Source organism: Alsobacter sp. P4_H11, assembly GCF_056400925.1.
The window spans coordinates 70,446-93,684 of the sequence record NZ_JBFUKI010000006.1; the positions used below are offsets into that span (position 1 = coordinate 70,446).

The following is a 23,239-nucleotide window of genomic DNA, read 5'->3' on the forward strand; positions in this document are numbered from 1 at the left end:
CCTCATCCTGAGGAGCACCGCCCCTTGGCGGTGCGTCTCGAAGGACGAGGGACTCCAGAAGGCACGACGATCCCACCTCTTGGATCCCTCCTCCTTCGAGACGCAGGCCCAAGCGGGCCTGCTCCTCAGGACGAGGGCTTTGGTCGCTGTCGAGAACTCGCTGGCGATCACCACAACAAAAAGGCCGGCATCTCTGCCGGCCTTTTTGCGTTCGATGCGACCGCGCCTACTGCAGCGCCGACAAGGACGCCTGACGTTGCGGGATCGGCCTCGCGGTCGGCTCGGAGCCGTCCGCCTGCCGGCGCGGCGGCAGCGGCGCACGGGCGGGCTGCGGCGTCGCGGGCTCGCTCGAGACGGCGGCCGGCTCTTCGGCCGACCCGAGCCAGCGCTTGTAGAACGGCTTGCCTTCACCCGACGCCGTCGTGACGGCCGCTTCGCCCTTGGGCGTGGTGGTGGAGCCGAACAACGACCCGATGGCGCTGAAGGCGCCGCTGGGCGGCGGGGCCGGCGCCAGAGCCGTCACGTTGGCGGGAACCGGCTGGGCGGCCACCACGACGGGCAGCGACTTGCCGGGCTTGGTCTTGCCCAGCGTCCCGACCTGGACGGGCTCGCTCTTGGCGGCGACGACCACCGGGGCAACCTTCGCGACTTCAGCCTTTGCGACATCAGCCTTGGGAGCCTCAGCCTGTGCGACCGCGACGGTCGCCTGACGACGCTGGCCGCGCTCGTCCACGGCATATTCCTCGATCGAGTCGAGCGCCTCGGGCCGGCTGATGTCGCCGAGCGACGCCACCTTGGCGGGCGTCATGCCCAGCGTGGCGTAGCGGTCGTCAGACGAGCCCATGGCGTAGCGGCCCGAACGGAAGCTCATGTGCTGGCCGCCGTCGGCGTACTGCACACGCACCGCGGGCGTGCCCTTGCCGACGAGTTCGGCGACCTTCTCCTGGTCGTGCTTGTCCTTCGCGGCGACCTGCTGGGCGAGCTCGGGATCCATCTTCAGGGCCGGGCAGGCTGCGGTCGGGTCGAGGCGGCTCGCGCCTTCGGCGTCGAACACGTACTTGCCGCCGCAATACGCGACCTTTGGCTCCTGCTTGGTGACCTCGAAGTGGTCGGAGCCTTCCTTCAGGTTCTTCCAGTAGGACATGTTCGGATCGTGGCGGAACTTGGCGAGGTTCTCGGCCGTCATCCGGAACGGATAGGACTGGAACTGCACCGCCTTCTGGCCGCCGTTGAAGGACTCGCGCATCACCGCGTAGATCTCTTCGATCTGCTCGTTCGTCATCGCGAAGCAGCCGCGCGACGAGCAGGTGCCGTGCACCATGATATCGCCGCCGTTGCGCCCCATGGCGCGCTCCATCGGGTTCGGGTACCCGACGTTGAACGACAGCCAATAGGCCGAGTTCGGGTTCATCTGCGCGGTCGTGACCGTGTAGAAGCCCTCGGGAACCTGGCGGTCGCCTTCGCGTTTCTTGGGTCCGAGCTGACCGGACCAGCGGCAGATCGGGTAGGTCTTGATGTGCTCGTACTTGCCGTTCGAGGCCTGCTTCCAGACCTCGATCTCGGACTCTTTCTTGTAGGCGCGGATCAGGACCGGCGAGCTGCGCGTGGCGCCCTTCTCGGTCATCAGCGCCAGCGTGTCGGACGGGATCGGCGCATAGGCGCGGGCCGGGTAGCGGCCGGAATCGGCGTTGCAGCCAGCCAAGAGCACGGCCGCGACGGCGGCGTAAGCCAGCTTGGCGATCGGGAAACGGGACAGCGTCATCGACATCAGGCAACCCCCGAGGTCGTCATTGCGACCCCTGTGCTCGATTAGAACCGTCAACCTTTACGGAACCTTACCGGCTGGGGTCATCCCACGCCAGGCTGGTTAACGAAGTGTGAACAGCCGGGCGTCTGCCGCGCCCTGGCTAGAGTTTCCGGCCGATGGCCAGGAACTTGTCCGCACGTTTCGCACGAATCTCGTCGCGCGAAAAGCCCGCCCACTGGGAGAGTGCGCCTTCGAGCGCTGCACCGGCGGCAGTGACAGCCTCCTCGGGCGCACGATGCGCGCCGCCGCGGGGCTCCGGCACGATGCCGTCGATCACTCCGAACTTCAGCAGGTCCTGGGCGGTGATCTTCATGTTGGTGGCGGCGTCCTGCGCCCGCGCGCTGTCGCGCCACAGGATGGAGGCGGAAGCCTCCGGCGACGCCACCGTGTAGATGGCGTGCTCCAGCATCAGCACGGTGTTGCAGCTCGCAATCGCGACCGCGCCGCCCGAGCCGCCCTCGCCGATCACCAGCGCGACATTGGGCGATCCCAGCGCCAGGCACGCGTCCGTGGAGCGCGCGATGGCCTCGGCCTGGCCGCGCTCCTCGGCCCCGATGCCCGGATAGGCGCCGGCCGTGTCGACGAAGCTCAGCACCGGAATGTTGAAGCGATCTGCGAGCTCCATCAGGCGCGCCGCCTTGCGGTAGCCCTCCGGCATCGCCATGCCGAAATTGTGCTTGAGGCGGGTCTCGGTGTCCGAGCCCTTCTCCTGGCCGATCACGCACACGGACTGGCCGCGGAAGCGGCCGAAGCCGCCGATGATGGCCTCGTCCTCGCCAAAGGCGCGGTCTCCCGCCAGTGGGGTGAAGTCCTCGATCAGCGCGCGCAGGTAGTCGACGAAGTGCGGCCGCATCGGATGACGCGCCACCATGGTCTTCTGCCACGGCGTCAGCGCCCCGTAGAGCTCCCGCAGCTGCGTGGCCGCCTTGGCCTCGAGCTGCTCGATCTCCTTGGCGAGGGCGGGCGAGCCGCTGCTCTCGGCGACGCCGCGCAGTTCATCCGCCTTGGCCTCGAGCTCGGCGACGGGCTTTTCGAAATCGAGATAGCTTCGCATCGGTTGGATGGCCGGGCGCCTGTCGCTGAGGGGCGGCGGGGGCCGCCTTGAATTCGCGCCCGCGCGGGGCTGGGCGGCGGATAAGTGGCCTCTCGGGACCTCTTAGTCAAGCGACGCGGTGTGGACGGGAGCGAGCGACGCCATGCCCTCCCCCCGCGTCAGGCGCGGCGCCGGCACGAGAACGGGCCTCATCTGGGTCGCGCCCACCCGCCGCGTCTGGCGGATCGCCACCGGCCGGTACAGCGTCTTGGTGGCCTCGATCATGTGAACGCCCGCGAACGGCAAGGCCAGCGTGGCGCCCACCCGCTCCCAGGTGGCGGCGGAGCGCAGGAAGGTGCGGCGCGGAATGGGCGGCACGTAGAGCGCCTCCGCCCAGTGCACCGGCGAAAACAGCGCCTCGCGCAGCACCGTGGTGAGCTGGCCGCGCGAAAACGGCTGCCCGTAGCCGAACGGCGTCGTGTCCATGCGAGCCCACAACCCGCGCCGGTTGGGCGCGACCAGGATCAGCCGGCCGCCCGGCGTCAGGATACGCCACATCTCGCTCAGGATCTCGCGCGGGCTCTCGCCGATCTCCAGCGCATGCACGAGCAGCACCCGGTCCACGCTGGCGTCTGCCAGCGGCATCATGTCGAGATCGCACAGCGCCGCCGCCGAGAGCCCGCCCGACGGCCAGTTCACCACGCCCTGCGCGGCCGGCATCACGGCGATCACGCGCTCGGCCTCGCCCGAGAACAGGTCGAGATAAGGCGTCGCGTAGCCGACGCCGAGCACCGCCAGGCTTGTGACGTTGCTCCAGCGCGCGCGGATGGCGCGGCCGAGCAGCCTTCGCGCCACCGCGCCGAGCGGGCCGGTGTAGAAGGTGCGCAGATCGACGACGTCGAGGCTCATCGGCTCAGCACGCGGGTTTGGCCCGCGCGGCTGCTCCGCCCGGGCTGGACGCCCATGTGGCAGAACGCCGTTGCGGCGCGCAAGGCGCCACCCGACAATAGGGTTGACCAGTTCCCCCCGATCGGGTCCACCCTCCCGATCCCCGCCCCTCCTGATGGTGACGAGATGCCCGCAGAGATCCGCCAGTTCCTGATCGGCTCCGACAATTTCGGCGTGCTGATCCACGACCCCGAGAGCGGCGCAACCGCGACCATTGACGCCTGCGAGGACGCCCCCATCCAGCGCGCCCTGGACGAGGCCGGCTGGAAGCTCACCCACATCCTGGTCACGCACCATCACGACGACCACATCGCCGGCATCCCGGCCCTGAAGGCGCGCAGCGGCGCGCGGGTGATCGGCCCGGCGCGGGACCGCGACCGCATCTCCGGCATGGACCGCGGCCTCGACGAGGGCGACACCGTGATCGTCGGCGGCATGGCCGCCACCGTGATCGACACGCCCGGCCACACCGCCAACCACATCAACTTCCATTTCGCCGGCGAGAAGATCCTGTTCTCGGGCGACACGCTGTTCTCGCTCGGCTGCGGCCGCCTGTTCGAGGGCACGCCTGCGCAGATGTGGACCTCGCTGCAAAAGCTCGCCGCGCTGCCGGACGACACGCGCGTCTATTGCGGCCATGAATACACGCTGTCCAACGCCCGCTTCGCCCTGACGGTGGACCCCAACAACGCCGCACTGCGCGAGCGCGCCGCCGAGGTGGAGCAGCTGCGCGCCGCCGGCTCCTTCACTTTGCCCACCACGATCGGGCGCGAGAAGGCCACGAACCCCTTCCTGCGCGCCGCCGACCCGGCCGTGGCGGCCGCCGTCGGCATGGCGGGCCGGTCGCCGCTGGAGGTCTTCACCGAGCTGCGCGAGCGCAAGAACCGCGCCTGAGGCGACCCGCATGAGCACGAGCCTGCCCGCCGGAATGAGCGCAGCCGACATCGTGCGCCTGCTCGACCTCGCGCCTCATCCGGAGGGCGGCTTCTACCGCGAGACCTTCCGCGACCCGCGCGTGGATGCGAACGGCCGCGCCGCCTCGACGCTGATCTACTTCCTGCTCGGCGCCGGCGACGTTTCCGAGTGGCATCGCATCGACGCCGTCGAGGTCTGGCACTACTACGCGGGCGCGCCGCTGGTGATCACCCTCTCGCCCAACGGCCACGACGCCCACGCCCAGCATCTCGGACCCACCCTGGCGACGGGGCAGCGCCCGCAGGTAGTCGTGCCGGCCGGCTGCTGGCAAACCGCCGTGAGCCTCGGAGCGTGGACGCTGGTCGGCTGCACGGTCGCGCCCGGCTTCGACTTCGCGGGCTTCGAGCTCGCGCCGCCGAACTGGCGGCCCACCCCGCGCTGAACCCACCAGACCTGGAGCCTCGCCTTGGACGTCGCCGCCCTGCAGCAACCCGCCTGTGTGCCGCTCGAGCGCGTCCGCGCATTCGAGCTGCATAGCGCCCGCGCCTGGCCGGCGCCCGAAGTCGTGCGGGTCAACGGGTGGGAAGCGCGCCTCACGCCCGGGTCGCGCTCGCGGCGGGTGAATTCGCTGAACGCCATCGCGCCGGTCCCGGGCGGCTTTCCGGACGCGCTCGCGCAGGCGCGCCGCCTGTGCGACGCCCGCGGCCTGCCCTGCACGGTGCGGCTCACGCCGTTGACGCCCACGGACGCTCTCGCCCTGCTGGCGACCGGCGGCGCCGCCCCGGCAGGCGAAACCATCGTGATGGCGGCCGATCTCTCGGCCGAGCCCCCGCCAGCCGCCGACGCGGTGGAGATCACCCCCGCGGCCACCCAGAGCTGGCTCGACGGCATGGCGGCTTCCGGCGCGGACGCCGAGGAGCGCGCCCTGATCGCCCGCCTGGTCGGCGCGGTGGAGATGCCGCAGGGCTTCGCCACCGTGTGGCGGGACGGGGCCCCGGTCGCGTTCGGCCGCACCGCGGTCGAGAACAGCGTCGCGGGCATATTCCATGTCGCGACCCCGCCCGAGGCGCGTCGCCAGGGCCACGGCCGCACGATGACGGCCGCCCTGCTCGCCTGGGCGCACCGCCATGGGGCCCGCGAGGCCTACCTGCAGGTGGTGGCCGAAAACACGCCCGCGGTAGGCCTCTATCGCGGCCTCGGCTTCGCGGAGGCCTATCGCTACAGCTACCTGCGGGCGTGAACCTCAGGTCGCCTTGCGGCGGAGCATGTCGAGAGAGGCCAGCAGGGCGCCGCCCACGATCAGCGCCGTGGCGGCGCCCAGCGACCATGTCGCGGCCGCCGCGCCCGCCGCCACCAGGATGATGGTCGACAGCACCGGCGCCGCATAGGAGGCCACGCCCAGAACCCTGATTTCGCCGTGCTTGACCCCGTGGTCCCATAGGTAGAACGCCGCCCCGACCGGCCCGAGCCCCAGCCCGATCACGGCGAGCCACTGCGCCGCGCCGCTCGGCCAGACGGTAGCCTCGAAGGCCAGATGACAAACCACCGCCAAGACGGCGGTCACCAGGCAAAAGCCCACCACGGCGTCCGTCGGCACCGCGCCGAAGCGCCGCGACAGCACCGAATAGCCGGACCACACGAAGGCGCAGCCGAGCGCCAGCAGGTAGCCGGGCGTCGCCGCCGGATCCAGCGTGAGCCCGCCGCTTCGCCCCGTGATCAGCACCGCGACCCCAGCAAGCCCCAGCAGCGCGCCCACCACATGGTTGGCCTTGAGGCGTTCGCCCGGCAACAGCGCCGAGAACAGCACGATCAGCAGCGGCCACAGGTAAGCGACGAGGCTCGCTTCGGCGGGCGGCGCGAGCCGGAGCGCTGCGTAATAGAGGGCGTGGTAGCCAAACAGACCGCCGACGCCCAGCGCCCAGACGGGCCATGGCTGCCGCAGGCTGCGCCACGCGCCGGGGCGAAAGGCCCAGCTCGCCGCCCCCATGCCGCCGCCGATCGCGAAGGTGAGGGCGAGCAACTGGAAAGGCGGGACAGCGCCGGACGCCGCCGTCAGGAGCGCCAGGGCGGACCAGAGTAGAATGGCCCCGAACCCGGAGAGCGTTGCGAGAAACAAGGGGACCTACCGCAGAGGATGCCGGCGTCGGGAACCGCCGACGCATCGGTTCGCGCGAACCGCGCGCGAGGCTTAAAACGGCTTGGCGAAAGCAACAAGGGACCGCGGCGATCAAGCGGGGCGGCCGTAGCGCCCGAGGCCGTCGGGAGCGTCATGCGCAAGTCGAAGCCGGCCACTGCGTCAAGCAAACGCACGGAACGTCACTGCTAATCGAACCTTGATAGAATGGCGAATGCGATCATCAGCGCCGTTACGAACGCCGTTCAATCGCATCAACGCACATTGCAGGTATAGAGGCTCGTGTCATCGGATGTGAACCGGGAGCGATCTTGAGAGCCTGAACCGGATTCAGCGGGCCTTTTCGTCGACACGTGCCGGATAGTAGCGTTCATCATGAACACAAGGTTAAGTTGTAGAGACGAGCAAGAAATCTTATTTGATTTTTATCATGTTTCCTTTTATCGTGGTCTAAACGCGGTTCCAACAAGACGATTGTCCCATGACCGATCAAACTCACACGCGCGCCCTGAGTGATCTCGCGGTTGGGCTCCGCTCGAAGCTGATGAACTCGTCCGAGGAATTCCGCCTTCTGGCGTCTCTGGAGAAGTTGATCGACGAGATGTCGTCCCAGAACGGCGGCGAGCTGGCGCCCAGCAGGCCGCGGACCGTGGCTCCGGCCTCTTCTTCGCTCGCGCAATCCTCCTCGAAATCGCTGCGCACCTGCGCCTACGAGATCCTGCGCGACGCGAATGGCCCTCTGCCGATCGGCGAAATCCTGGAGCGCCTGAACGCACGAGGCGTGACCTTTAGCGCCCGCAACCCCCGGGCCGCGCTGTCGTCCAACATGTCCCAGGACGCCCGCTTCGAGAATGGCCTGGTGGGCGGCCGCCCGATGTGGCGGCTCAAGGAAACCGCCCAGGACGAGGCGCCCGAAAACCTCGACATCCCACAGCGCGCCGCCCGCCGCTAAAGGTGGCTTTGTGGCGAGCGCCGGGCGTTTGACCTGATCGCTTCGCCTCCGGCCCGCAACGACGGCGAGGCGCTTTGACGTCGCGGACATCCTGCCGTCATCCCCGGCGGCGCGAAGCGCCGGGAAGGGGATCCAGGCGACTGGGCCCGGCGTCGGGGATTGGCCCTGGATCCCCTTCCCGACCTGCTGCGCAGGTCGCCGGGGATGACCGCCCGTAAAGGCCACCTAGCGAGGCAAACGGGCTGAAACGCCCGATAAATCCTCCCGTCATTGCGAGCGGAGGCGAAGCAATCAAGCCTAATGCCGGGCAATTAGGCGGATTGCTTCGCCTCCGGCTCGCAATGACGGCGAGGCGTTGTGAGGTCTTACACAAACGCCGGATCGCGCCGCCTCGGCGGCGCTAAGCCAGCGAAGTTGGTCAGATCATTGCCTGGCCGCCATTGGCCGAGATCGTCGAGCCGGTGATGAAGCCGGCGTCGTCGGAAGCCAGGAAGGCCACGATGCGGGCGATTTCCTCGGGCTCGCCGAGGCGGCCTACCGGGATCTGCGGGATGATACGGGTCTTCAGCACGTTCTCGTCGATGGCCCGCACCATCTCGGTGCCGATATAGCCCGGGCAGATGGCGTTCACGGTGATGTTCTTGGCCGCGCCTTCCTGGGCGAGGGCCTTCACGAAACCGAGGTCGCCGGCCTTGGCGGCCGAATAGTTCACCTGGCCCATCTGACCCTTCTGGCCGTTGATGGACGAGATCACGATCACGCGGCCGAAACTGCGGTTGCGCATGCCTTCCCACACCGGGCGCGTGACGTTGAACAGCGAGTCCAGATTGGTGCGGATCACCGCCGACCACTGGTCCTTGGTCATCTTGTGAAAGAAGCCGTCGCGCGTGATGCCGGCGTTGTTGACCAGCACGTCGACCGGGCCGAGCTCGGCCTCGACCTTCGCGATCCCGGCCGCCGTGGCGTCGAAGTCGCCCACGTCGAACTTGAACACCGGGATGCCGGTCTCGGCCTTGAACGCGTTCGCGACCTCGTCATTGCCGCCGTAATTCGCCGCGACCGAGAAGCCGGCGGCCTTCAGCGCCTTGCTGATCGCCGCTCCGATGCCGCGCGTGCCGCCCGTGACCAGTGCAACCCTCGCCATGTCGTTCCCCTCTCGATGATGGTTTGAACGCGCCTTCGCGGCGCTTGTCAGTGCGGTCGGGAGCCCGCGAGGGGCTCCCGCTCACGATCTCAACGCTCGACGCAGAGCGCGATGCCCATGCCGCCGCCGATGCACAGAGTGGCGAGGCCCTTCTTGGCGTCGCGGCGCTTCATCTCGTGCAGCAGGGTCACGAACACGCGGGCGCCGGACGCGCCGATCGGATGGCCGATCGCGATGGCGCCGCCATTCACGTTCACCTTGTCGGTATCCCAGCCCATGTCCTTGTTGACCGCGATCGCCTGGGCGGCGAAGGCCTCGTTGGCCTCGATGAGGTCGAGGTCGCCGACGCGCCAGCCGGCCTTTTCGAGCGCCTTGCGGGAGGCCGGGATCGGGCCCGTGCCCATCACGGCCGGGTCCACGCCCGACGTCGCCCAGGAGGCGATTCGGCCGAGCGGGGTGAGGCCGCGGCGCTGCGCCTCGGCTTCGGTCATCAGCACCACCGCGGCCGCGCCGTCATTGATGCCCGACGCGTTGCCGGCCGTCACGGTGCCGTCCTTGGAAAAGGCCGGGCGCAGCTTGGCGACCGCCTCATAGGTGGTGCCGGGGCGGATGTATTCGTCCTGGTCGACCACGATGTCGCCCTTGCGGGTCGAGACCGTGAACGGGACGATCTCTTCCTTGAACTTGCCGGAGCTCTGCGCCGCCTCGGCCTTGTTCTGCGACGCGGTGGCGAAGCGGTCCTGCTCCTCGCGCGTCAGCTGCCACTTGGTGGCGACGTTCTCGGCCGTGTTGCCCATGTGGTAGCCGTGGAAGGCGTCCAACAGGCCGTCGCGCAGCATGGTGTCGACGAGCTTCAGCTCGCCCATCTTCTGGCCGGCGCGCAGGTAGGCGGCGTGCTGGGAGGTCGACATGCTCTCCTGGCCGCCCGCCACGATCACCTTGGCGTCGCCGTTGGCGATCTGCTGCATGCCGATCGCAACCGCGCGCAGGCCGGAGCCGCAGAGCTGGTTGAGGCCCCAGGCGGTCTTCTCCTGCGGGACGCCGGCCTTCATGGCCGCCTGCCGGGCCGGGTTCTGTCCCTGGCCGGCCGTGAGGATCTGGCCGAGGATCACCTCGTCCACCTCGTCGGCCGAAACGCCGGCGCGCTCGATCGCGGCCTTTACGGCTGCGGCGCCCAGGTCATGGGCGGCCGTGTTGGCGAAAACGCCGTTGAATGATCCAACCGCCGTGCGCGCCGCGCTGACGATGACGATGTCGTTTGCCGCCATGAGGTCCTCCTCGATATCGGGTCGCCAGGGCGAGACGCGGGACGCGTGGCCGTGGTGTTAACGGCATCTTTCGGCCCTGCCCCGCTGAGCGTCAAGCGGGCGGACCCTGCCTGGATCTCAGTCTTTGGTGTCGAATCGGCCCAGATGTTGACCAAAGTCTCATGAAACCGGTTGTGCAGTGCGCGGAACTGCTTATCGTCTTGGCACAGATGTCGACCCTGCTCCCGGGGGCGTAATGAATTCACCGAAGGCCATGGCTCAGGACAAACAACCGACCGTCATCAAGAAATACGCGAACAGACGGCTCTACCACACCGGAACGAGCACCTATGTGACGCTCGACGATCTGGCCGGCATGGTGAAGAAGGGCGAAGACTTCGTGGTGTTCGACGCCAAGACGAGCGAAGACATCACCCGCTCGGTTCTGACGCAGATCATCTTCGAACAGGAAGGCAAGAGCGGCCAGAATCTTCTGCCGATCACCTTCCTGCGTCAGCTCATCCGCTACTACGGCGACAGCATGCAGGCTCTCGTGCCCAGTTATCTGGAGCATTCGCTCCAGATGCTGACCGAAAACCAGCAGAAGTTCCGCGATCAGCTGACCACAACGTTCGGGGCCTCGCCCTTCGGCTCCGCCGCGTTCACCGCGATGGAAGACCAGGTGGCGAAGAACATGATCGCGTTTCGCGACGCCGTGAAGATGTTCAGCCCCTTCCCGATCCCGGCCGGGGGCGAAGATGCCGCCACGGGCGCGGCCGGCGCGGCGAAGCCGGCCGACAAGGAGCCGGGCGAGATCGACGAGCTGAAGCGCCAGCTCACCGAAGTGCAGAAGCGGCTCGACAAGCTTTCGGGCTGAGCCGCTTCACGGCAGGCGCAGGCGGAGGCCGGGGAGTAGGCCTCACGCCAGTCGCGACGCCGCGTCGCGCAGGCCGATGCCGCCTGCGCCGAGCACGAAGCTCGGCTCGCCCGGGATGCGCGCGAGTTCGGTCGGGCCAAACAGCTCGCCTTGCAGGTAGTCGACGCCCCACCCTTCCAGGATGCGGGCCGTTTCCTCGTCCTGGACCCACTCGGCCACCGTCGGCACATGCAGGTGCCGGGCGAGGTCCACCAGCGTCTGGACGAAGAAGCGATCGTCTGTAGACCGCTTCAGGTTCTGCACGAACGCGCCATCGAGCTTGATCAGGTCGACCTGCAGCTCCCGCAGGTGCCGGAACGAGGTGTGCCCGGAGCCGAAATCGTCGATCGCCACGCGCACGCCGAGCGCCCGCATGGCCTCGATGGCGCGGCCCGTCGCCGCGAGGTCGTCGATCGCGAAGGTCTCGGTGAGCTCCACGATCAGCCGTCGCGCCACGTCCGGGGCCGACGACAGCGCGCCCGACATCGCCGCCACCCATTCGGGCTCCCGCAGCGTCGCGCTCGACACGTTGATGGAGAGCTGGGCCTCCGGGTCGGCCGCCAGCGTCACCAGCGACATTTCCAGCATGCGGTGGTCGATCAGCTGGATCAGGCCAAGCTTCTCGGCCGCCGGCACCACCTCGGCGGCGGACAGCAGCATGCCGTCGCGGCCCACGATCCGGATCAGGGCTTCGTGATAGGCGATCTGGCGTGAGCCCGACTGCACGATCGGCTGCAACGCCATGGTGACGCGCCGGTCATTCAGCGCGGCCACGATCTCGTCCGTGAAGCGCCGGTTGCTTTGGCGGCGCTGGTCGCGGCGCCGGTCCGGCGCGAAGGTCACGAAGGCGCGGGTCGGCGACTGCTTGGCGTCCGCCAGCGCCTCCTCGGCGTGCTGCATCGCCTGGGCGGCCGTCTGCCCGAAGCGGGGCAGCATCACGCCCCCGATGCGCACCGTTGCGGCCAGCGGCCCCGCCGAGGTCGGGATCGGCTCCGCCCGCACGGCGTCGATGAAGCGCCCGCCTGCGATCGGCAATTGCTCCTCGGCGCAGCCCATCAGCACGATCGCGAGCTTGTTGCCCGTGTAGCGGGCCAGCGAGTCACCCCGGCGCATCACCGAGCGCAGCCGCTTGGCGACGCCGGCGATGATTTCGTCCGCCGCGTCGAGCCCGTAGGCCTCGTTGACCTGCGCCAGCCCCTCGATGCCGATCAGCGCCACCGCGAAGGCGCGCTGCCCCCGCCGCGCCTGCGTGATCTCGTCGTTCAGCAGGTCGGCGAGTTGGGTGCGCGTCAGCGCCCCCGTGAGGCCGTCCGCCGGCGCCGTCGCGAGGCCGGCGGCTTCCCGCACGGGCTGCGGCACCACGCGCACCACGCCGTGAACGCGCACGGGCTTGCCGTCCGCGCCCGCGAACCAGCGCCCGGTGTCCTGCAGCCAGAGCGGCGCGCCGTCGCGCTGCTCGATGGCGTAGAGCGTCTGGAAGGGCGCGCCATGGCCGTCGTCGCGCTGGCCCGAGCGCGTCACGGCCTCGAAGCGGGTGGGCCCGGAGTCGGGCGTGACCAACCGGGCGAAGCCGCGGCCGCACGCGAGCGCGACCGGGTCGTCGACGCGCAGCACCGAGGCCGCATTCGCCCCCCAGGTGAGCTCGTCGGTCTGCATGTTCCAGGTGTAGAGCGTCTCGCCGATGGAATTCAGCACGGCCCGCAGGTCCGCGATCGTGGACGCGACCAGGTCCTCGACCCGCATGTCAGGGCTTTCGCTCGGCCGGTCGTCCATGGGCGGGACCTCTGCATCGGCGCGCGACCCCACTGTCCCCATCGGACCCGGTCCGCGCGATTGCGTCCCGACGGTGCGTGAGGCAGGGTTAAGACCTCGTTAACTCCGGCGCGAAGCTTGCAACGAAAGCGGCTGTGGAACGTCGTTGTTCCGATCTGGCACGAACTGGCGTCGCGATGACCCTAGGCCCTCAACCAGCGAGTGTTCTGGCCGTTGTGGAAACGGACGGCGCGGAGCGTCGGGACTTCGCCGGCCCGGCCGCGCGCCGCGCCGATGCGGGCTTCATGGCGCAGCTCCTGGCCCTGCGGGCCGGCATGCCGTCGCAGAGGCTGAAACGCAGAGCGGCCCCGGAAACCGGAGCCGCCGCCTATGAGACATCCCTCTCAAGAAAACGGCCGCTCACGCGGCCGGATCTGGATATCATCGCCTGAAGAAGCCGCCGTCGGGGCCGCTGCGCGACCCTCTCGACCGCCGTCGACCGATCAATCGGCCGACTTCACCTTCAGCACCTGGCGACCGCGATACATGCCGGTCTTCATGTCGATGTGGTGCGGGCGGCGCAGCTCGCCGGAATCCTTGTCTTCCACATAGGTCGGCTGGGCCAGCGCATCAGCGGACCGGCGGAAGCCGCGCTTCATGGGTGACGTCTTTCGCTTCGGAACGGCCATGGAACTCTCCGATGGATTTGGCTTGCGATCGGGCGTGAACGGGCCATCGGCCGCCAGCCGCAAATTCGAAGTCGGCCTCATACAGGAAAGGATCGCGGCTGACTAGCCCGCCGGGCCAGATTCTTCACCCCGGCCGAGTCACCGGGCCCCGATGGTGGCCTGCGCGGCGCGCCGTGCTATGCGATGCGACCCGCCCCAGTTCTAGCAGAATGACCGCAGCTCCGCGACCCAAGCTCCTTTATGTGGCGACCGAAGACTGGTTCTTCTGCTCCCACTTCCTGCCCATGGCCCGCGCGGCGCGCGACGCCGGCTACGAGGTCGTGGTCGCGTGCCGGGTGCGCCAGCATGGCGACGCCATCACGCGCGAGGGCTTCCGGCTCGCGCCCGTGGAGGCCGAGCGCCGCGAGCGCGGCCCCGCGGGCGTTTGGCGCTACGTCCAGCTACTCGCCGCGCTGATGCGGCGCGAGAAGCCCGCCATCGTGCATCTGGTCGCCATGCAGCCCGTGATCCTGGGCGGAATCGCGGCCCGCCTGGCGGGGGTGCGCCGCCGCGTCTGCGCGATCACGGGGCTTGGCCCGGTCGGCGGCTCGCCCCCGGCGAAATGGCGCGTCGCCCGCGCGGCCATTCGGGCGTTGCTGCGCGGCCCTGTCGGCGGCCGCGGCGCCATCATGGTGTTCGAGAACGCCGACGACCCGCCGCTTCTCGGCCTCGACCCGGGCGATCCAGACCAGGTCGCGGTGGTGAACGGCGCCGGCATCGATCCCGCCGCCTACCCGGCCGCGCCGCTGCCGCCCGTCCCGCCGCTGCGGATCGCCATGGCGGCCCGCATGCTCTGGACCAAGGGCGTCGACGTCGCCGTGGAGGCCGTCGGCCTCGCCCGCGCCCGCGGCGCCGATGTGGAGCTCTCGCTCTATGGCGCGCCCGATCCGTCCAACGCCACCACGATCGACGAGGCGACGCTGCGCGACTGGTCGTCCCGCCCGGGCGTCACGTGGCATGGGCCCACGCGGGACGTCGCGGCGGTCTGGCGCGACCACCACGCCGCCGTGCTGCCATCCCATGGCGAGGGCATGCCCCGCATGCTGATCGAGGCCGCCTGCTGCGGCCGCGCGCTGGTGGCCACGGACGTCTCCGGCTGCCGCAGCCTCGTGCGCGACGGCCGAAACGGCTTTCTGTTTCGGCTCGGCGACGCCGGGGCGCTGAGCGAACGCCTCGTCCAGCTCGCCGCCGATCCGGCGCTCGTCGCCCGCCTCGGGGCCGAAGCCCGCGACACCATCCTGCACGGCTACACGGAGGCGGACGTCTCGGCCGCCATGCTGGGCGTCTATGACCGCCTCTTGCGGCGCATCCCGTGAGCCAGCCGCCCCCGATCCTCGACCGTCCCGCCTTCATCCTCGCGCACACGCAGCTCGTCGCCACCCCGCACGCCCCGGAGGTGCGCCTCCACGTGGCCACCGAATCCACGGCGCTGTGGCAGAAAACCGAGGAGGAGCTCGGCGAGATCGGCCTGCCGCCGCCCTTCTGGGCCTTTGCGTGGGCGGGCGGCCAGGCGCTGGCCCGCTGGCTCATCGACCACCCGGACGCCGTGCGCGGCAAGCGCGTGCTGGATTTCGCCTCCGGCTCGGGCCTCGCGGGAATCGCGGCCGCGCTGGCGGGCGCTGCCCGGGTCGAAGCCGTCGACATCGACGCCTTCGCGCTGGCCGCCATCGGGCTTAACGCGGCGGCGAACGGCGTCGCCATCGTGCCGACCTGCGAGGATCTGGTGGGCCAGGACCGGGGCTGGGACGTCGTGCTGGCCGGCGACGTCTGCTACGAGCGCGACATGGCCCGCACGGTCACGGACTGGCTCGAAGCGCTGGCCCGGCGCGGCGCGCTGGTGCTGGTCGGCGACCCCGGCCGCAGCTACCTCCCGCGCGAACGCCTGGTCGCGGTGGCGACCTATCAGGTCAAGACCACGCGCGATTTGGAAGACGCGGAAGTGAAGCGCACGACGGTATGGCGCTTCGCCGAGCCGGAAGACGCCTGAGCGCGCCATTCCCACGCCTCGCCGTCATTGCGAGCGCAGCGAAGCAATCCAGAGGGTGGGCGTCTGGCCTCGATCTACGGCGTAGCGCCCGGCGTCAGCTGGATTGCTTCGCTGTCGCTCGCAATGACGGGAGGGTGTCTCGGACGTTTTCAGCCCATCGCCATGGGCTATGGGCGGAGATGGCGCCCAGTCGCCTGGCTTCCCTCCCCGGCGCTGCGCGCCGCCCGGGATGACAGAGAGAGAGAGAGAGCGCCGAGTGGAAACGCGAACGGCCATGCAGCCGCTCACCCCAGCTCGGCCCGAAGATCCAGCGTGCCCTCCACGCCGATGCTGTCGAAGTGCTTGCGCAAGAACGTCTGCGCGGCCTTGCGGCCGATGGCGTGAAGCTCCTCGAAGAACGTCCAGTCGGCGCTCATCTTGGAGGCGGCTCCAAACTTCAGCAGTTCGTCCTGCGCCTCGATGCGGTGCATGCGGATGCGCTTGTAATGCGTGTCGCCGAGGCGGCCGGCGTCAATCAGGCGGCGGACGAAGTCGATGGCGCGCAGCTCGTGCAGCAGCGAAGCGTTGAACGTGATCTCGTTTACGCGCTCCATGATCTCGCGCGAGGTGTCGGGCGTTTCGTCCCGCACCATCGGGTTGATCTGCACCAGGATGATGTCCTCCGTCTTCGTCTCGGTGAAGAACGGAAACAGCACCGGGTTGCCCATGTAGCCGCCGTCCCAGAAGGACTGGCCCTCGACCTCCACGGCCTTGAACACCGAGGGCAGCGCGGCCGACGCCATCAGCATGTCGGCCGTGATCTCGTGCCGGTGGAACACCCGCACCTTGCCGGTATGGACGTTGGTGGCCGCCACGAACAGCTTCAGCGGCTCGTAGCCGCGCACCCGGTCGAAATCGATGTGCTGGGTGACGACGTCGCGCAGCGGGTTGATGTCGAGCGGGTTGAACGCGTAGGGCGACGGCGGCTGGAGCTGCGGAAACCAGCCCGTGGCCCCGCCGGAGCCGAACTTCCAGGCGCCGAGCAGCATGTCGAACAACGCGCGCTGCGGCGCGTTCAGGTCGCCGTCCACCGCCACGGCGCGCCAGAACTTCTCCAGCTTGCGCCGCGCCGCATCCGGGCCGCCGCCCGCCAGCCCGCACACCACCATGGCGGCGTTCATCGCGCCCGCGCTGGTTCCGCTCAGCCCCTCGATCTCCAGCCGGCCGTCGGCCAGCAGCACGTCGAGGACGCCCCACGTGAACGCCCCATGGGCGCCGCCGCCCTGCAGCGCCAGGTTCACGGCCTTGCGGGGCGTCTCGGCTTTGGTGGTTGCGCGCGCGCTCATTCGGCGGTCCAGCCGCCGTCCATGGACAGGTTCGCGCCCGTGATCTGCGAGGCGGCGTCGCCGCAGAGAAACAGCGCCAGCGCGGCGACCTGTTCGACGGTGACGAACTCCTTGGTGGGCTGCGCTTCCAGCAGCACGTCGTTGATCACCTGCTCGCGGGTGAGCCCGCGCGCCTTCATGGTGTCGGGAATCTGCTTTTCCACCAGCGGCGTCCACACATAGCCGGGCGAGATGCAGTTCACGGTGACGCCGTGTGGCGCGAGCTCCAGCGCCGCCGTCTTGGTGAGGCCCGCGATGCCGTGCTTGGCCGCCACATAGGCGGACTTGAAGGGCGAAGCCACCAGCGAGTGCGCCGAGGCGGTGTTGATGATGCGGCCCCATTTGCGGGCCTTCATGCCCGGGATCGCGGCTCGCGTAGCGTGAAACGCCGCCGACAGGTTGATGGCGATGATCGCGTCCCACTTCTCGACCGGGAATTCCTCGATCGGGGCGACGAACTGGATGCCGGCGTTGTTGACCAGTACATCGACCGAACCAAACGCCTTTTCGGCGTCCGCCACCATGGCGGCGATCTGGTCCGGCTTGGTCATGTCGGCGGCCGAGTAGAGCGCCTTGACGCCGAACTCCGCCTCGATGCCGGCGCGTTCCTTTTCGATCGCGGCGGCGTCTCCGAAGCCGTTGATCACCACATTGGCGCCGTCCTTCGCGAAGGCGCGCGCGATGGCGAGGCCGATGCCCGAGGTTGAGCCGGTGACGACGGCGGTTTTGCTGGCGAGCGACATGGGGGTGCTCCGAGATGGGTTGCGGCGCTATGCTGCAGCGCACAACGTCAAGATCCGTATCTTGTGGCGCTGCAGCATGGCGTCAAGCCGTCGCGCCCGGGTGGCTGATCCGCGTCGGCGTGCTACATGATAGCCATGGTCGACAGCCCGTCAGTTCACCACGATCACGCGCAGGACCACTCGCATGCGGGTCCCTGCGCGCATGCGCATGACCATGCGGCCCGCCGCCCCGCCGCCCTGGCGGAGGCCGAGAACGCGTGCGTCGAGCGAGGCTTGCGACTGACGCCCATGCGCCGGCAGGTGCTCGACGCGCTCTACGCGACGCATCGGCCGATGAGCGCCTACGACCTGATCGACCGGCTCGCGCCCCACGAGGGCGACAAGCGTCCCGCCCCGATCACGGTGTATCGCGCGCTCGATTTCCTGCTGGACAACGGCTTCGTTCACAAGCTGGAGAGCCGCAACGCCTTTATTGCCTGCCCCTTCCGGCACGCGCCCGGCGATCTCGTGGTCTTCATGATCTGCGAGCAATGCGGCGGCGTCGACGAGGCCTGCTCGGACGAACTGCGTGGCGCCCTGACCCATCTGGCCCAGACCCAGGGGTTCAGCCCCCGCGCCAACATCCTCGAACTCGCCGGCCGCTGCGCCCACTGCGCCGCCCCGGATGCGGTTTCCACGCGCAGCGCACCCTCCCCTTGAGGGTGAGGGTGCGCTGCGGTATCGCCGTCACCGGATCGCCACACCGGCGCGCTTGACTTGGCCGGCCAGCCATGGCGCCTCTCGCGCCGAAAGGTCCTCCCCCAGGAACGCACCCGCATGAGCGCCATCGATTTCGCCCCGGCCGCTTTGTCCCAGGAGCCCGCCGCCGGCTGCCTGCCCGCGCCTGTCGCCTCCGGGCCCCTGCCGCGCCATCGCACCGTGGGCGTGCGGGTCGGCGACGTGATGGTGGGCGGCGGCGCGCCCGTGGTGGTGCAGTCCATGACCAACACGGACACGGCCGACATCGACGGCACGGTCGCGCAGGTGGCCGCGCTGGCGCGCGCCGGCTCCGAGCTGGTCCGCATCACGGTCGACCGCGACGAAGCCGCCGCCGCGGTGCCGTACATCAAGGAAAAGCTGCTGGCGCGCGGCGTGACCGCGCCGCTGGTGGGCGACTTCCACTATATCGGCCACAAGCTCCTGGCCGACCACCCGGCCTGCGCGGTGGCGCTGGACAAATACCGCATCAACCCCGGCAATGTCGGCTTCAAGGACAAGAAGGACCGGCAGTTCGGGGCCATCGTGGAGCTGGCGGCCCGGCACGGCAAGGCCGTGCGCATCGGCGCAAATTGGGGCTCGCTGGACCAGGAACTGCTCACCCACCTGATGGACCTCAACGCCGCCAGCGCTGCGCCGCTGGACGCCCGCGCGGTGACGCGCGAGGCCATGGTGCAGTCGGCCCTGCTGTCGGCCGCCCGCGCCGAGGAGATGGGGCTGGGGCGCGACCGCATTATCCTGTCCGCCAAGGTGTCGGCCGTGCAGGAGCTGATCGCCGTGTACCGCATGCTGGCGCAGCGCAGCGACTATGCGATCCACCTAGGCCTGACGGAAGCCGGCATGGGCTCCAAGGGCATCGTGGCGTCCTCGGCCGCCATGGGGATCCTGCTGCAGGAGGGCATCGGCGACACCATCCGGGTCTCGCTGACGCCCGAGCCCAATGGCGACCGCACCCTGGAGGTGAAGGTCGCGCAGGAAATCCTGCAGACCATGGGGTTCCGCACCTTCGTGCCGCTGGTGGCCGCCTGCCCGGGCTGCGGCCGCACCACCTCGACGGTGTTCCAGGAGCTGGCGCGCGACATCCAGAGCTGGATCTCGACCTCCATGCCGGAATGGAAGGCGACCTATCCGGGCGTCGAGAACCTCAACGTCGCCGTGATGGGTTGCATCGTGAACGGCCCGGGCGAGAGCAAGCACGCCGACATCGGCATCTCGCTGCCGGGCACCGGCGAGGTCCCGACCGCGCCCGTGTTCATCGACGGCAAGAAGGCCGCCACGTTGCGCGGCCCCGCCATCGCGGCGGATTTCAAGACCATGGTGGCGGACTACATCGAGAAGCGCTACGGCCTCGGCGCAAAAACGGCCGCCGAGTAGGTCGCCCACCCGGACCGCGAGCCTTCAGGCTCGAAGCGCTCGTTCAGCCGTTGCTCAGACTCGCGGTCCGGCTCACGATCCGCCGGAGCCGATCAGCCCGGCCGCGATGTTGACCGACAGGGCCAGCACGGCGGTGTTGAACAGAAACGCCACCACGCCGTGAACCAGCACGTTGCGGCGCATGGCCCCGCTGGTGACGCCGACATCGGCGGTCTGGGCCGCGCAGCCGATCACGAAGGAAAAATACAGGAAGTCGCCGTAGTCGGGCTCCGGCTCGTTCGGGAACTGCAGCCCGCCGCGCTCGGACTGATCGACGCACTGGTAGTACTCGTGGGCGTAATGCACGGCGAACACCATGTGGGTGAACGTCCAGGACAGCAGCACGGTGACGCCGGCCAGCGCCATGGGGCCGGGCGGCAGCGCGCCGCCGCTGCGGCCGTTCACGAGCTCCGCCACGATGGCGCCGAAGCTCGACACGGTGGCGAGCAGGATCATGATCAGGATCGTGAAGCGGTTCTCGTCGAACAGCTTGGCGCGCGAGCGGATGTCGCCCACCTCCGAGCGCATCATCATGGCGGAGATCAGCGCGATGTAGAGCAGCGTGCCGGCGTCCCAGGCCAGCAGGAGGCGGGTGCTCCAGCGCAAGCTGCCGGGCAGCGCGAAGCACAGCGCCGCGCCGATGGTGGCGGCGATCAGCAGCCGGGCGCGGCCACGCGCGAGATCGCGGATCCAGCCGGTCAGGCCGGAGCGGCGCGACGCGGCCGCCCGACCGCTCACGAGCGACGCTCGACGGCGAAGCGCGCCGCGGCGCGCAGCACGTCCGCCTCGGGCCCGAAACCCGCCAGCGCGAGCTCGGCCGCCAACGCCAGCCGGTCCCGCTCCGCCTTGGCTTCCGCCAGCCCGAGCGCGCCCACCAGCGTGGCCTTGCCGCGGCCGGCGTCCTTGCCGGTCGCCTTGCCCATCGCGTCGGCGCTGGATTCCACGTCGAGGATGTCGTCTGCCACCTGGAAGGCCGCGCCCAACGCACGCCCATAGGCCGACAGCGCAGCCCGGTCGTCCGCATCGGCCCCGCCCAGGATGGCGCCGGCCTCCACCGCATAGGCGAGCAGCGCGCCGGTCTTCATCGCTTGCAGGCGGCGCACGTCGCCTTCGCCCAGCGCGTCCTCCGCGCCGTAGCGGCCCTCGGCCTGCAGGTCGAGCATCTGCCCGCCCGCCATGCCGCCAAGCCCGCCGGCGCGCGCGAGGCCGAGCGTGAGCGCGATGCGCACGGCGGGGTCCGGATGCGTCCGCTCGTCGGCCAGCACGTCGAACGCGTAGGTCAGCAGGGCGTCGCCGGCCAGGATGGCGGTCGCCTCGTCCCGGGCCTTGTGCAGGGTCGGCCGGCCGCGCCGCAGGTCGTCGTCGTCCATGGCGGGCAGGTCGTCGTGCGCCAGCGAGTAGCAATGCGCCATCTCGAGCGCCGCCCCGGCCCGCAGGGGGCCTTCGCCTTCCACGCCGAACAGCCGCGCGCTTTCGGCGAGCAGGAAGGGCCGCAGCCGCTTGCCGCCGCCCAGCGTCGCATACCGCATGGCCTCCACGAGGCGCTCGGGCCGGGCGATCTCGCCGGCCAGCGGCTCGGGGCCGAGCAGCGCGTCCAGGGTCCGCTCCACCGCCTCCGCGCACGCGCCCAGGCGGGCGTCGAACTCCGCGTCCATGGCGGCCTCCGCTTTTTAGGGGTCGCCCGAACGGGCGCCGCTTGGCATCATAGCCCGGATGGGACCATCGCGCCCCGTCTGGCGTTGCCCTGCCGCTTGCCCCAACGGGGCGCTGGGGTCAAGGCTCCGCCACCATGACGCAAACCGCCGAGGCCCCTCCCATCGGACGTCGCGCTTCATCGCTGGGCTGGATCGGCGCGCTGTTTCGGTGGCTGCTCTGGATCGTGCTCGCGGTCGTGGGGCTGCTGCTGCTGCTCACAGCCGTCTACGCGGTCGCGCACCCGCCCTCCACGCTGATGCTGGGCCGCTGGGCGACGCTGAAGCCCGTGGACCGGCGATGGACGCCCATCGAGGCGATCTCACCCCGGCTCGTGAACGCCGTGATCCTCTCCGAGGACGCTCGCTTTTGCCAGCACGGCGGCGTCGACTGGGACGCGCTGCGCACCGTGCTGGACGACGCCGACGACGCCGGCCCGTCGCGCGGCGCCTCCACAATCCCGATGCAGACCGCCAAGAACCTCTTTCTGTGGCCCTCGCGCTCCTATGTCCGGAAGGGGCTGGAGCTGCCGCTGGCGCTCTGGCTCGATCTCGTATGGTCGAAGCGGCGCATCATGGAGGTGTATCTCAACATCGCCGAATGGGGCCCGGGCGTGTTCGGCGCCGAGGCTGCCGCGCGCTCCTATTTCAACAAGTCGGCCTCGGAGCTCACCGCCCGGGAGGCGACGCTGCTCACCAAGGCGCTCCCGAACCCGATCTTGCGCAATCCCGGCAAGCCCGGGCGCGGGCTGCAGCGGCTCGCCGGACGCCTCGCCGGCCAGCTCGGCGACGCCGAGCCCTATGTGCAGTGCGTGAAGGTTGCGCGGCGCTAGGCCTGCCTGAGCCTGCGGCCTAGCCGGCGGCGAAGCGCCTTGGGGCGGCCCCGCAACGCCTTGTCGCCCTGCCGGCGGGCTGTCTCGGCAAGCGCATCCGTCCGCGCTTCCACGTGATGGACGAGCCGTCCGAGCAGGCGCGAGCCCACCCCCGATCCGTCCAGCCGCCGCTCGAGCTCGGCGAGGTCATGATGATCGCCAAGCACCTGGCGCAAACGGCCGGCCTGGCGGCCGAGCTTGAGCATGCGCCCGCCCAGCTTCGGCCCGAGCGCCTGCACGTGAATCTGCAGGCGCACGAGGTTGCGCCGCGCCTGGTGCAGGAGGTCAGGATCGTCCGCCCGCAGCCCTGTCCGCAGCAGCCGCCGCGCCTTGGCATAGACGCCCGCCGCCGCGCGGGCCACGTCGCGGCGGGGCGCGGACAGGGACAGCGCCGCCAGATGCTCGGCGATCGCAGCCTCGCTGCGCCGGGCCTGCTCGGCCCCGAGATGGTCGGACGCGGTTTCCCGCCGCGCCGCTTCGCCCAGCCATTCGGCCGCGAGCCTCATCAGTGCGGCCCGCGCGGCTTCGTCGTCCACCTCGTCCACCAGGCTGAGCGCGGTGGCGGCGGCGACGCGCAGGTCGCGCGCCGGGGCCAGCGCGTCGGCGAGCGCCTTCAACTCGGCGTCGAGCGCGCGGACCTGGAAATGTCGGGGATCTTCGGATCGCGAGGGGCGCACCAGCAGCAAAAGCGCGCGCAGGGCCTTGATGGCGCGACGGGCGCCATGGACGCCGAGGTCGCGGTCCCCATGCGCGAGCGCGTCGCGCAGCGCCAGACGGTGCAGGTCGAAGGCTTCGGAAAGATCGATCGTGCGGGCCATGCCGGCCCAGATGGCCCTA

The 23,239-nt window shown here is 69.9% G+C and carries 23 protein-coding genes; 10 read left to right on the forward strand and 13 right to left on the reverse strand.

The features are described 5' to 3' along the window. Positions 1 to 226: 226 nt before the first annotated feature. The 3 genes from AC1DSZ_RS11865 to AC1DSZ_RS11875 form a co-directional block, all read right to left on the reverse strand. Positions 227 to 1,768, reverse strand: coding sequence for a L,D-transpeptidase family protein (locus tag AC1DSZ_RS11865; protein WP_476838576.1), 1,542 nt, complete (start codon positions 1,766 to 1,768; stop codon positions 227 to 229). Positions 1,769 to 1,907: 139 nt separating this feature from the next. Continuing rightward, positions 1,908 to 2,861 carry an acetyl-CoA carboxylase carboxyltransferase subunit alpha gene (locus AC1DSZ_RS11870; protein ID WP_476838577.1) on the reverse strand — a complete coding sequence of 318 codons (954 nt, stop codon included), beginning with the start codon at positions 2,859 to 2,861 and terminating at the stop codon, positions 1,908 to 1,910. Positions 2,862 to 2,963: 102 nt separating this feature from the next. Continuing rightward, positions 2,964 to 3,749, reverse strand: a complete 786-nt coding sequence (locus AC1DSZ_RS11875) for a class I SAM-dependent methyltransferase (RefSeq protein WP_476838578.1) — start codon at positions 3,747 to 3,749, stop codon at positions 2,964 to 2,966. A 165-nt stretch (positions 3,750 to 3,914) separates the two neighbouring features. Between AC1DSZ_RS11875 and gloB the strand changes: the two genes are divergently transcribed. Genes gloB through AC1DSZ_RS11890 form a run of 3 tightly spaced genes read left to right on the forward strand, consistent with a single transcriptional unit; the run spans position 3,915 to position 5,943 of the window. Beyond that, complete coding sequence (gene gloB / locus AC1DSZ_RS11880) at positions 3,915 to 4,682, forward strand: hydroxyacylglutathione hydrolase (protein WP_476838579.1); 768 nt, start codon at positions 3,915 to 3,917, stop codon at positions 4,680 to 4,682. Positions 4,683 to 4,692: 10 nt separating this feature from the next. Next, positions 4,693 to 5,145 (forward strand): cupin domain-containing protein, encoded by a 453-nt coding sequence (locus AC1DSZ_RS11885; protein WP_476838580.1) that lies wholly within the window; start codon positions 4,693 to 4,695, stop codon positions 5,143 to 5,145. 24 nt (positions 5,146 to 5,169) lie between these two features. Next, positions 5,170 to 5,943 carry a GNAT family N-acetyltransferase gene (locus tag AC1DSZ_RS11890; protein ID WP_476838581.1) on the forward strand — a complete coding sequence of 258 codons (774 nt, stop codon included), beginning with the start codon at positions 5,170 to 5,172 and terminating at the stop codon, positions 5,941 to 5,943. A gap of 3 nt (positions 5,944 to 5,946) precedes the next feature. Here the strand turns inward: AC1DSZ_RS11890 and yddG are convergent, their stop codons facing one another. Then, positions 5,947 to 6,819 carry an aromatic amino acid exporter YddG gene (yddG, locus tag AC1DSZ_RS11895; protein WP_476838582.1) on the reverse strand — a complete coding sequence of 291 codons (873 nt, stop codon included), beginning with the start codon at positions 6,817 to 6,819 and terminating at the stop codon, positions 5,947 to 5,949. A gap of 499 nt (positions 6,820 to 7,318) precedes the next feature. Here yddG and AC1DSZ_RS11900 point away from each other — a divergent pair, with 499 nt between their 5' ends. After that, positions 7,319 to 7,789 carry a hypothetical protein gene (locus AC1DSZ_RS11900; protein WP_476838583.1) on the forward strand — a complete coding sequence of 157 codons (471 nt, stop codon included), beginning with the start codon at positions 7,319 to 7,321 and terminating at the stop codon, positions 7,787 to 7,789. Between the two features lie 418 nt (positions 7,790 to 8,207). On the opposite strand, the gene phbB is transcribed toward AC1DSZ_RS11900, so the two are convergent. After that, positions 8,208 to 8,933: an acetoacetyl-CoA reductase gene (gene phbB, locus AC1DSZ_RS11905; protein WP_188519973.1), complete on the reverse strand. Its 726-nt coding sequence runs from the start codon at positions 8,931 to 8,933 to the stop codon at positions 8,208 to 8,210. Positions 8,934 to 9,022: 89 nt separating this feature from the next. Then, on the reverse strand, positions 9,023 to 10,201 hold the full coding sequence (locus AC1DSZ_RS11910; RefSeq protein WP_476838584.1) for an acetyl-CoA C-acetyltransferase: 1,179 nt from the start codon (positions 10,199 to 10,201) through the stop codon (positions 9,023 to 9,025). A 253-nt stretch (positions 10,202 to 10,454) separates the two neighbouring features. On the opposite strand from AC1DSZ_RS11910, the gene phaR reads away from it, so the two are divergent. Then, positions 10,455 to 11,057 (forward strand): polyhydroxyalkanoate synthesis repressor PhaR, encoded by a 603-nt coding sequence (gene phaR, locus AC1DSZ_RS11915; RefSeq protein ID WP_476838585.1) that lies wholly within the window; start codon positions 10,455 to 10,457, stop codon positions 11,055 to 11,057. A 42-nt stretch (positions 11,058 to 11,099) separates the two neighbouring features. Here the strand turns inward: phaR and AC1DSZ_RS11920 are convergent, their stop codons facing one another. Together AC1DSZ_RS11920 and rpmF are read right to left on the reverse strand one after the other, a co-directional pair. Next, entirely contained in the window at positions 11,100 to 12,869 is a 1,770-nt protein-coding gene (locus tag AC1DSZ_RS11920; RefSeq protein WP_476838586.1) for an EAL domain-containing protein, read from the reverse strand. A 482-nt stretch (positions 12,870 to 13,351) separates the two neighbouring features. Beyond that, positions 13,352 to 13,537: a 50S ribosomal protein L32 gene (gene rpmF, locus AC1DSZ_RS11925; RefSeq protein ID WP_476838587.1), complete on the reverse strand. Its 186-nt coding sequence runs from the start codon at positions 13,535 to 13,537 to the stop codon at positions 13,352 to 13,354. Between the two features lie 209 nt (positions 13,538 to 13,746). Here rpmF and AC1DSZ_RS11930 point away from each other — a divergent pair, with 209 nt between their 5' ends. After that, positions 13,747 to 14,892, forward strand: coding sequence for a glycosyltransferase family 4 protein (locus AC1DSZ_RS11930; RefSeq protein WP_476838588.1), 1,146 nt, complete (start codon positions 13,747 to 13,749; stop codon positions 14,890 to 14,892). Beyond that, positions 14,889 to 15,563: a class I SAM-dependent methyltransferase gene (locus AC1DSZ_RS11935; protein WP_476838589.1), complete on the forward strand. Its 675-nt coding sequence runs from the start codon at positions 14,889 to 14,891 to the stop codon at positions 15,561 to 15,563. The genes AC1DSZ_RS11930 and AC1DSZ_RS11935 overlap by 4 nt, the downstream gene beginning before the upstream one ends. Before the next feature lie 284 nt (positions 15,564 to 15,847). Here the strand turns inward: AC1DSZ_RS11935 and AC1DSZ_RS11940 are convergent, their stop codons facing one another. Together AC1DSZ_RS11940 and AC1DSZ_RS11945 are read right to left on the reverse strand one after the other, a co-directional pair. Next, positions 15,848 to 16,888, reverse strand: a complete 1,041-nt coding sequence (locus AC1DSZ_RS11940) for a patatin-like phospholipase family protein (protein WP_476838590.1) — start codon at positions 16,886 to 16,888, stop codon at positions 15,848 to 15,850. Further along, entirely contained in the window at positions 16,885 to 17,670 is a 786-nt protein-coding gene (locus AC1DSZ_RS11945; RefSeq protein WP_476838591.1) for a 3-hydroxybutyrate dehydrogenase, read from the reverse strand. Before AC1DSZ_RS11945 ends, AC1DSZ_RS11940 begins: the two co-directional genes overlap by 4 nt. Before the next feature lie 126 nt (positions 17,671 to 17,796). Between AC1DSZ_RS11945 and AC1DSZ_RS11950 the strand changes: the two genes are divergently transcribed. Continuing rightward, positions 17,797 to 18,369: a Fur family transcriptional regulator gene (locus tag AC1DSZ_RS11950; RefSeq protein ID WP_476838592.1), complete on the forward strand. Its 573-nt coding sequence runs from the start codon at positions 17,797 to 17,799 to the stop codon at positions 18,367 to 18,369. Between the two features lie 117 nt (positions 18,370 to 18,486). Beyond that, on the forward strand, positions 18,487 to 19,800 hold the full coding sequence (ispG, locus tag AC1DSZ_RS11955) for a flavodoxin-dependent (E)-4-hydroxy-3-methylbut-2-enyl-diphosphate synthase (RefSeq protein WP_476838593.1): 1,314 nt from the start codon (positions 18,487 to 18,489) through the stop codon (positions 19,798 to 19,800). A gap of 72 nt (positions 19,801 to 19,872) precedes the next feature. Here the strand turns inward: ispG and AC1DSZ_RS11960 are convergent, their stop codons facing one another. Both AC1DSZ_RS11960 and AC1DSZ_RS11965 read right to left on the reverse strand, forming a co-directional pair. Then, positions 19,873 to 20,577, reverse strand: coding sequence for a DUF1345 domain-containing protein (locus tag AC1DSZ_RS11960; protein ID WP_476838594.1), 705 nt, complete (start codon positions 20,575 to 20,577; stop codon positions 19,873 to 19,875). Continuing rightward, entirely contained in the window at positions 20,574 to 21,494 is a 921-nt protein-coding gene (locus AC1DSZ_RS11965) for a polyprenyl synthetase family protein (RefSeq protein WP_476838595.1), read from the reverse strand. The genes AC1DSZ_RS11960 and AC1DSZ_RS11965 overlap by 4 nt, the downstream gene beginning before the upstream one ends. Before the next feature lie 134 nt (positions 21,495 to 21,628). Between AC1DSZ_RS11965 and mtgA the strand changes: the two genes are divergently transcribed. Next, the gene (mtgA, locus tag AC1DSZ_RS11970) at positions 21,629 to 22,363 is read left to right on the forward strand and encodes a monofunctional biosynthetic peptidoglycan transglycosylase (RefSeq protein WP_476838596.1); all 735 of its coding nucleotides are present in this window, start codon (positions 21,629 to 21,631) and stop codon (positions 22,361 to 22,363) included. On the opposite strand, the gene AC1DSZ_RS11975 is transcribed toward mtgA, so the two are convergent. Then, on the reverse strand, positions 22,360 to 23,220 hold the full coding sequence (locus tag AC1DSZ_RS11975; protein WP_476838597.1) for a CHAD domain-containing protein: 861 nt from the start codon (positions 23,218 to 23,220) through the stop codon (positions 22,360 to 22,362). The two genes, mtgA and AC1DSZ_RS11975, sit on opposite strands and share 4 nt — an antisense overlap. Between the last annotated feature and the right edge of the window lie 19 nt (positions 23,221 to 23,239).

Bases quoted from the DNA above. Each gene is read 5' to 3' on its own strand.
- AC1DSZ_RS11965 (WP_476838595.1), bottom strand. From the start codon at position 21,494: ATGGACGCGGAGTTCGACGCCCGCCTGGGCGCGTGCGCGGAGGCGGTG.
- rpmF (WP_476838587.1), bottom strand. From the start codon at position 13,537: ATGGCCGTTCCGAAGCGAAAGACGTCACCCATGAAGCGCGGCTTCCGC.
- AC1DSZ_RS11900 (WP_476838583.1), top strand. From the start codon at position 7,319: ATGACCGATCAAACTCACACGCGCGCCCTGAGTGATCTCGCGGTTGGG.
- mtgA (WP_476838596.1), top strand. From the start codon at position 21,629: ATGACGCAAACCGCCGAGGCCCCTCCCATCGGACGTCGCGCTTCATCG.
- AC1DSZ_RS11920 (WP_476838586.1), bottom strand. From the start codon at position 12,869: ATGGACGACCGGCCGAGCGAAAGCCCTGACATGCGGGTCGAGGACCTG.
- phbB (WP_188519973.1), bottom strand. From the start codon at position 8,933: ATGGCGAGGGTTGCACTGGTCACGGGCGGCACGCGCGGCATCGGAGCG.
- AC1DSZ_RS11885 (WP_476838580.1), top strand. From the start codon at position 4,693: ATGAGCACGAGCCTGCCCGCCGGAATGAGCGCAGCCGACATCGTGCGC.
- phaR (WP_476838585.1), top strand. From the start codon at position 10,455: ATGGCTCAGGACAAACAACCGACCGTCATCAAGAAATACGCGAACAGA.
- AC1DSZ_RS11910 (WP_476838584.1), bottom strand. From the start codon at position 10,201: ATGGCGGCAAACGACATCGTCATCGTCAGCGCGGCGCGCACGGCGGTT.
- AC1DSZ_RS11930 (WP_476838588.1), top strand. From the start codon at position 13,747: ATGACCGCAGCTCCGCGACCCAAGCTCCTTTATGTGGCGACCGAAGAC.
- AC1DSZ_RS11950 (WP_476838592.1), top strand. From the start codon at position 17,797: ATGATAGCCATGGTCGACAGCCCGTCAGTTCACCACGATCACGCGCAG.
- AC1DSZ_RS11975 (WP_476838597.1), bottom strand. From the start codon at position 23,220: ATGGCCCGCACGATCGATCTTTCCGAAGCCTTCGACCTGCACCGTCTG.
- AC1DSZ_RS11875 (WP_476838578.1), bottom strand. From the start codon at position 3,749: ATGAGCCTCGACGTCGTCGATCTGCGCACCTTCTACACCGGCCCGCTC.
- ispG (WP_476838593.1), top strand. From the start codon at position 18,487: ATGAGCGCCATCGATTTCGCCCCGGCCGCTTTGTCCCAGGAGCCCGCC.
- AC1DSZ_RS11940 (WP_476838590.1), bottom strand. From the start codon at position 16,888: ATGAGCGCGCGCGCAACCACCAAAGCCGAGACGCCCCGCAAGGCCGTG.
- gloB (WP_476838579.1), top strand. From the start codon at position 3,915: ATGCCCGCAGAGATCCGCCAGTTCCTGATCGGCTCCGACAATTTCGGC.
- AC1DSZ_RS11865 (WP_476838576.1), bottom strand. From the start codon at position 1,768: ATGTCGATGACGCTGTCCCGTTTCCCGATCGCCAAGCTGGCTTACGCC.
- AC1DSZ_RS11870 (WP_476838577.1), bottom strand. From the start codon at position 2,861: ATGCGAAGCTATCTCGATTTCGAAAAGCCCGTCGCCGAGCTCGAGGCC.
- AC1DSZ_RS11945 (WP_476838591.1), bottom strand. From the start codon at position 17,670: ATGTCGCTCGCCAGCAAAACCGCCGTCGTCACCGGCTCAACCTCGGGC.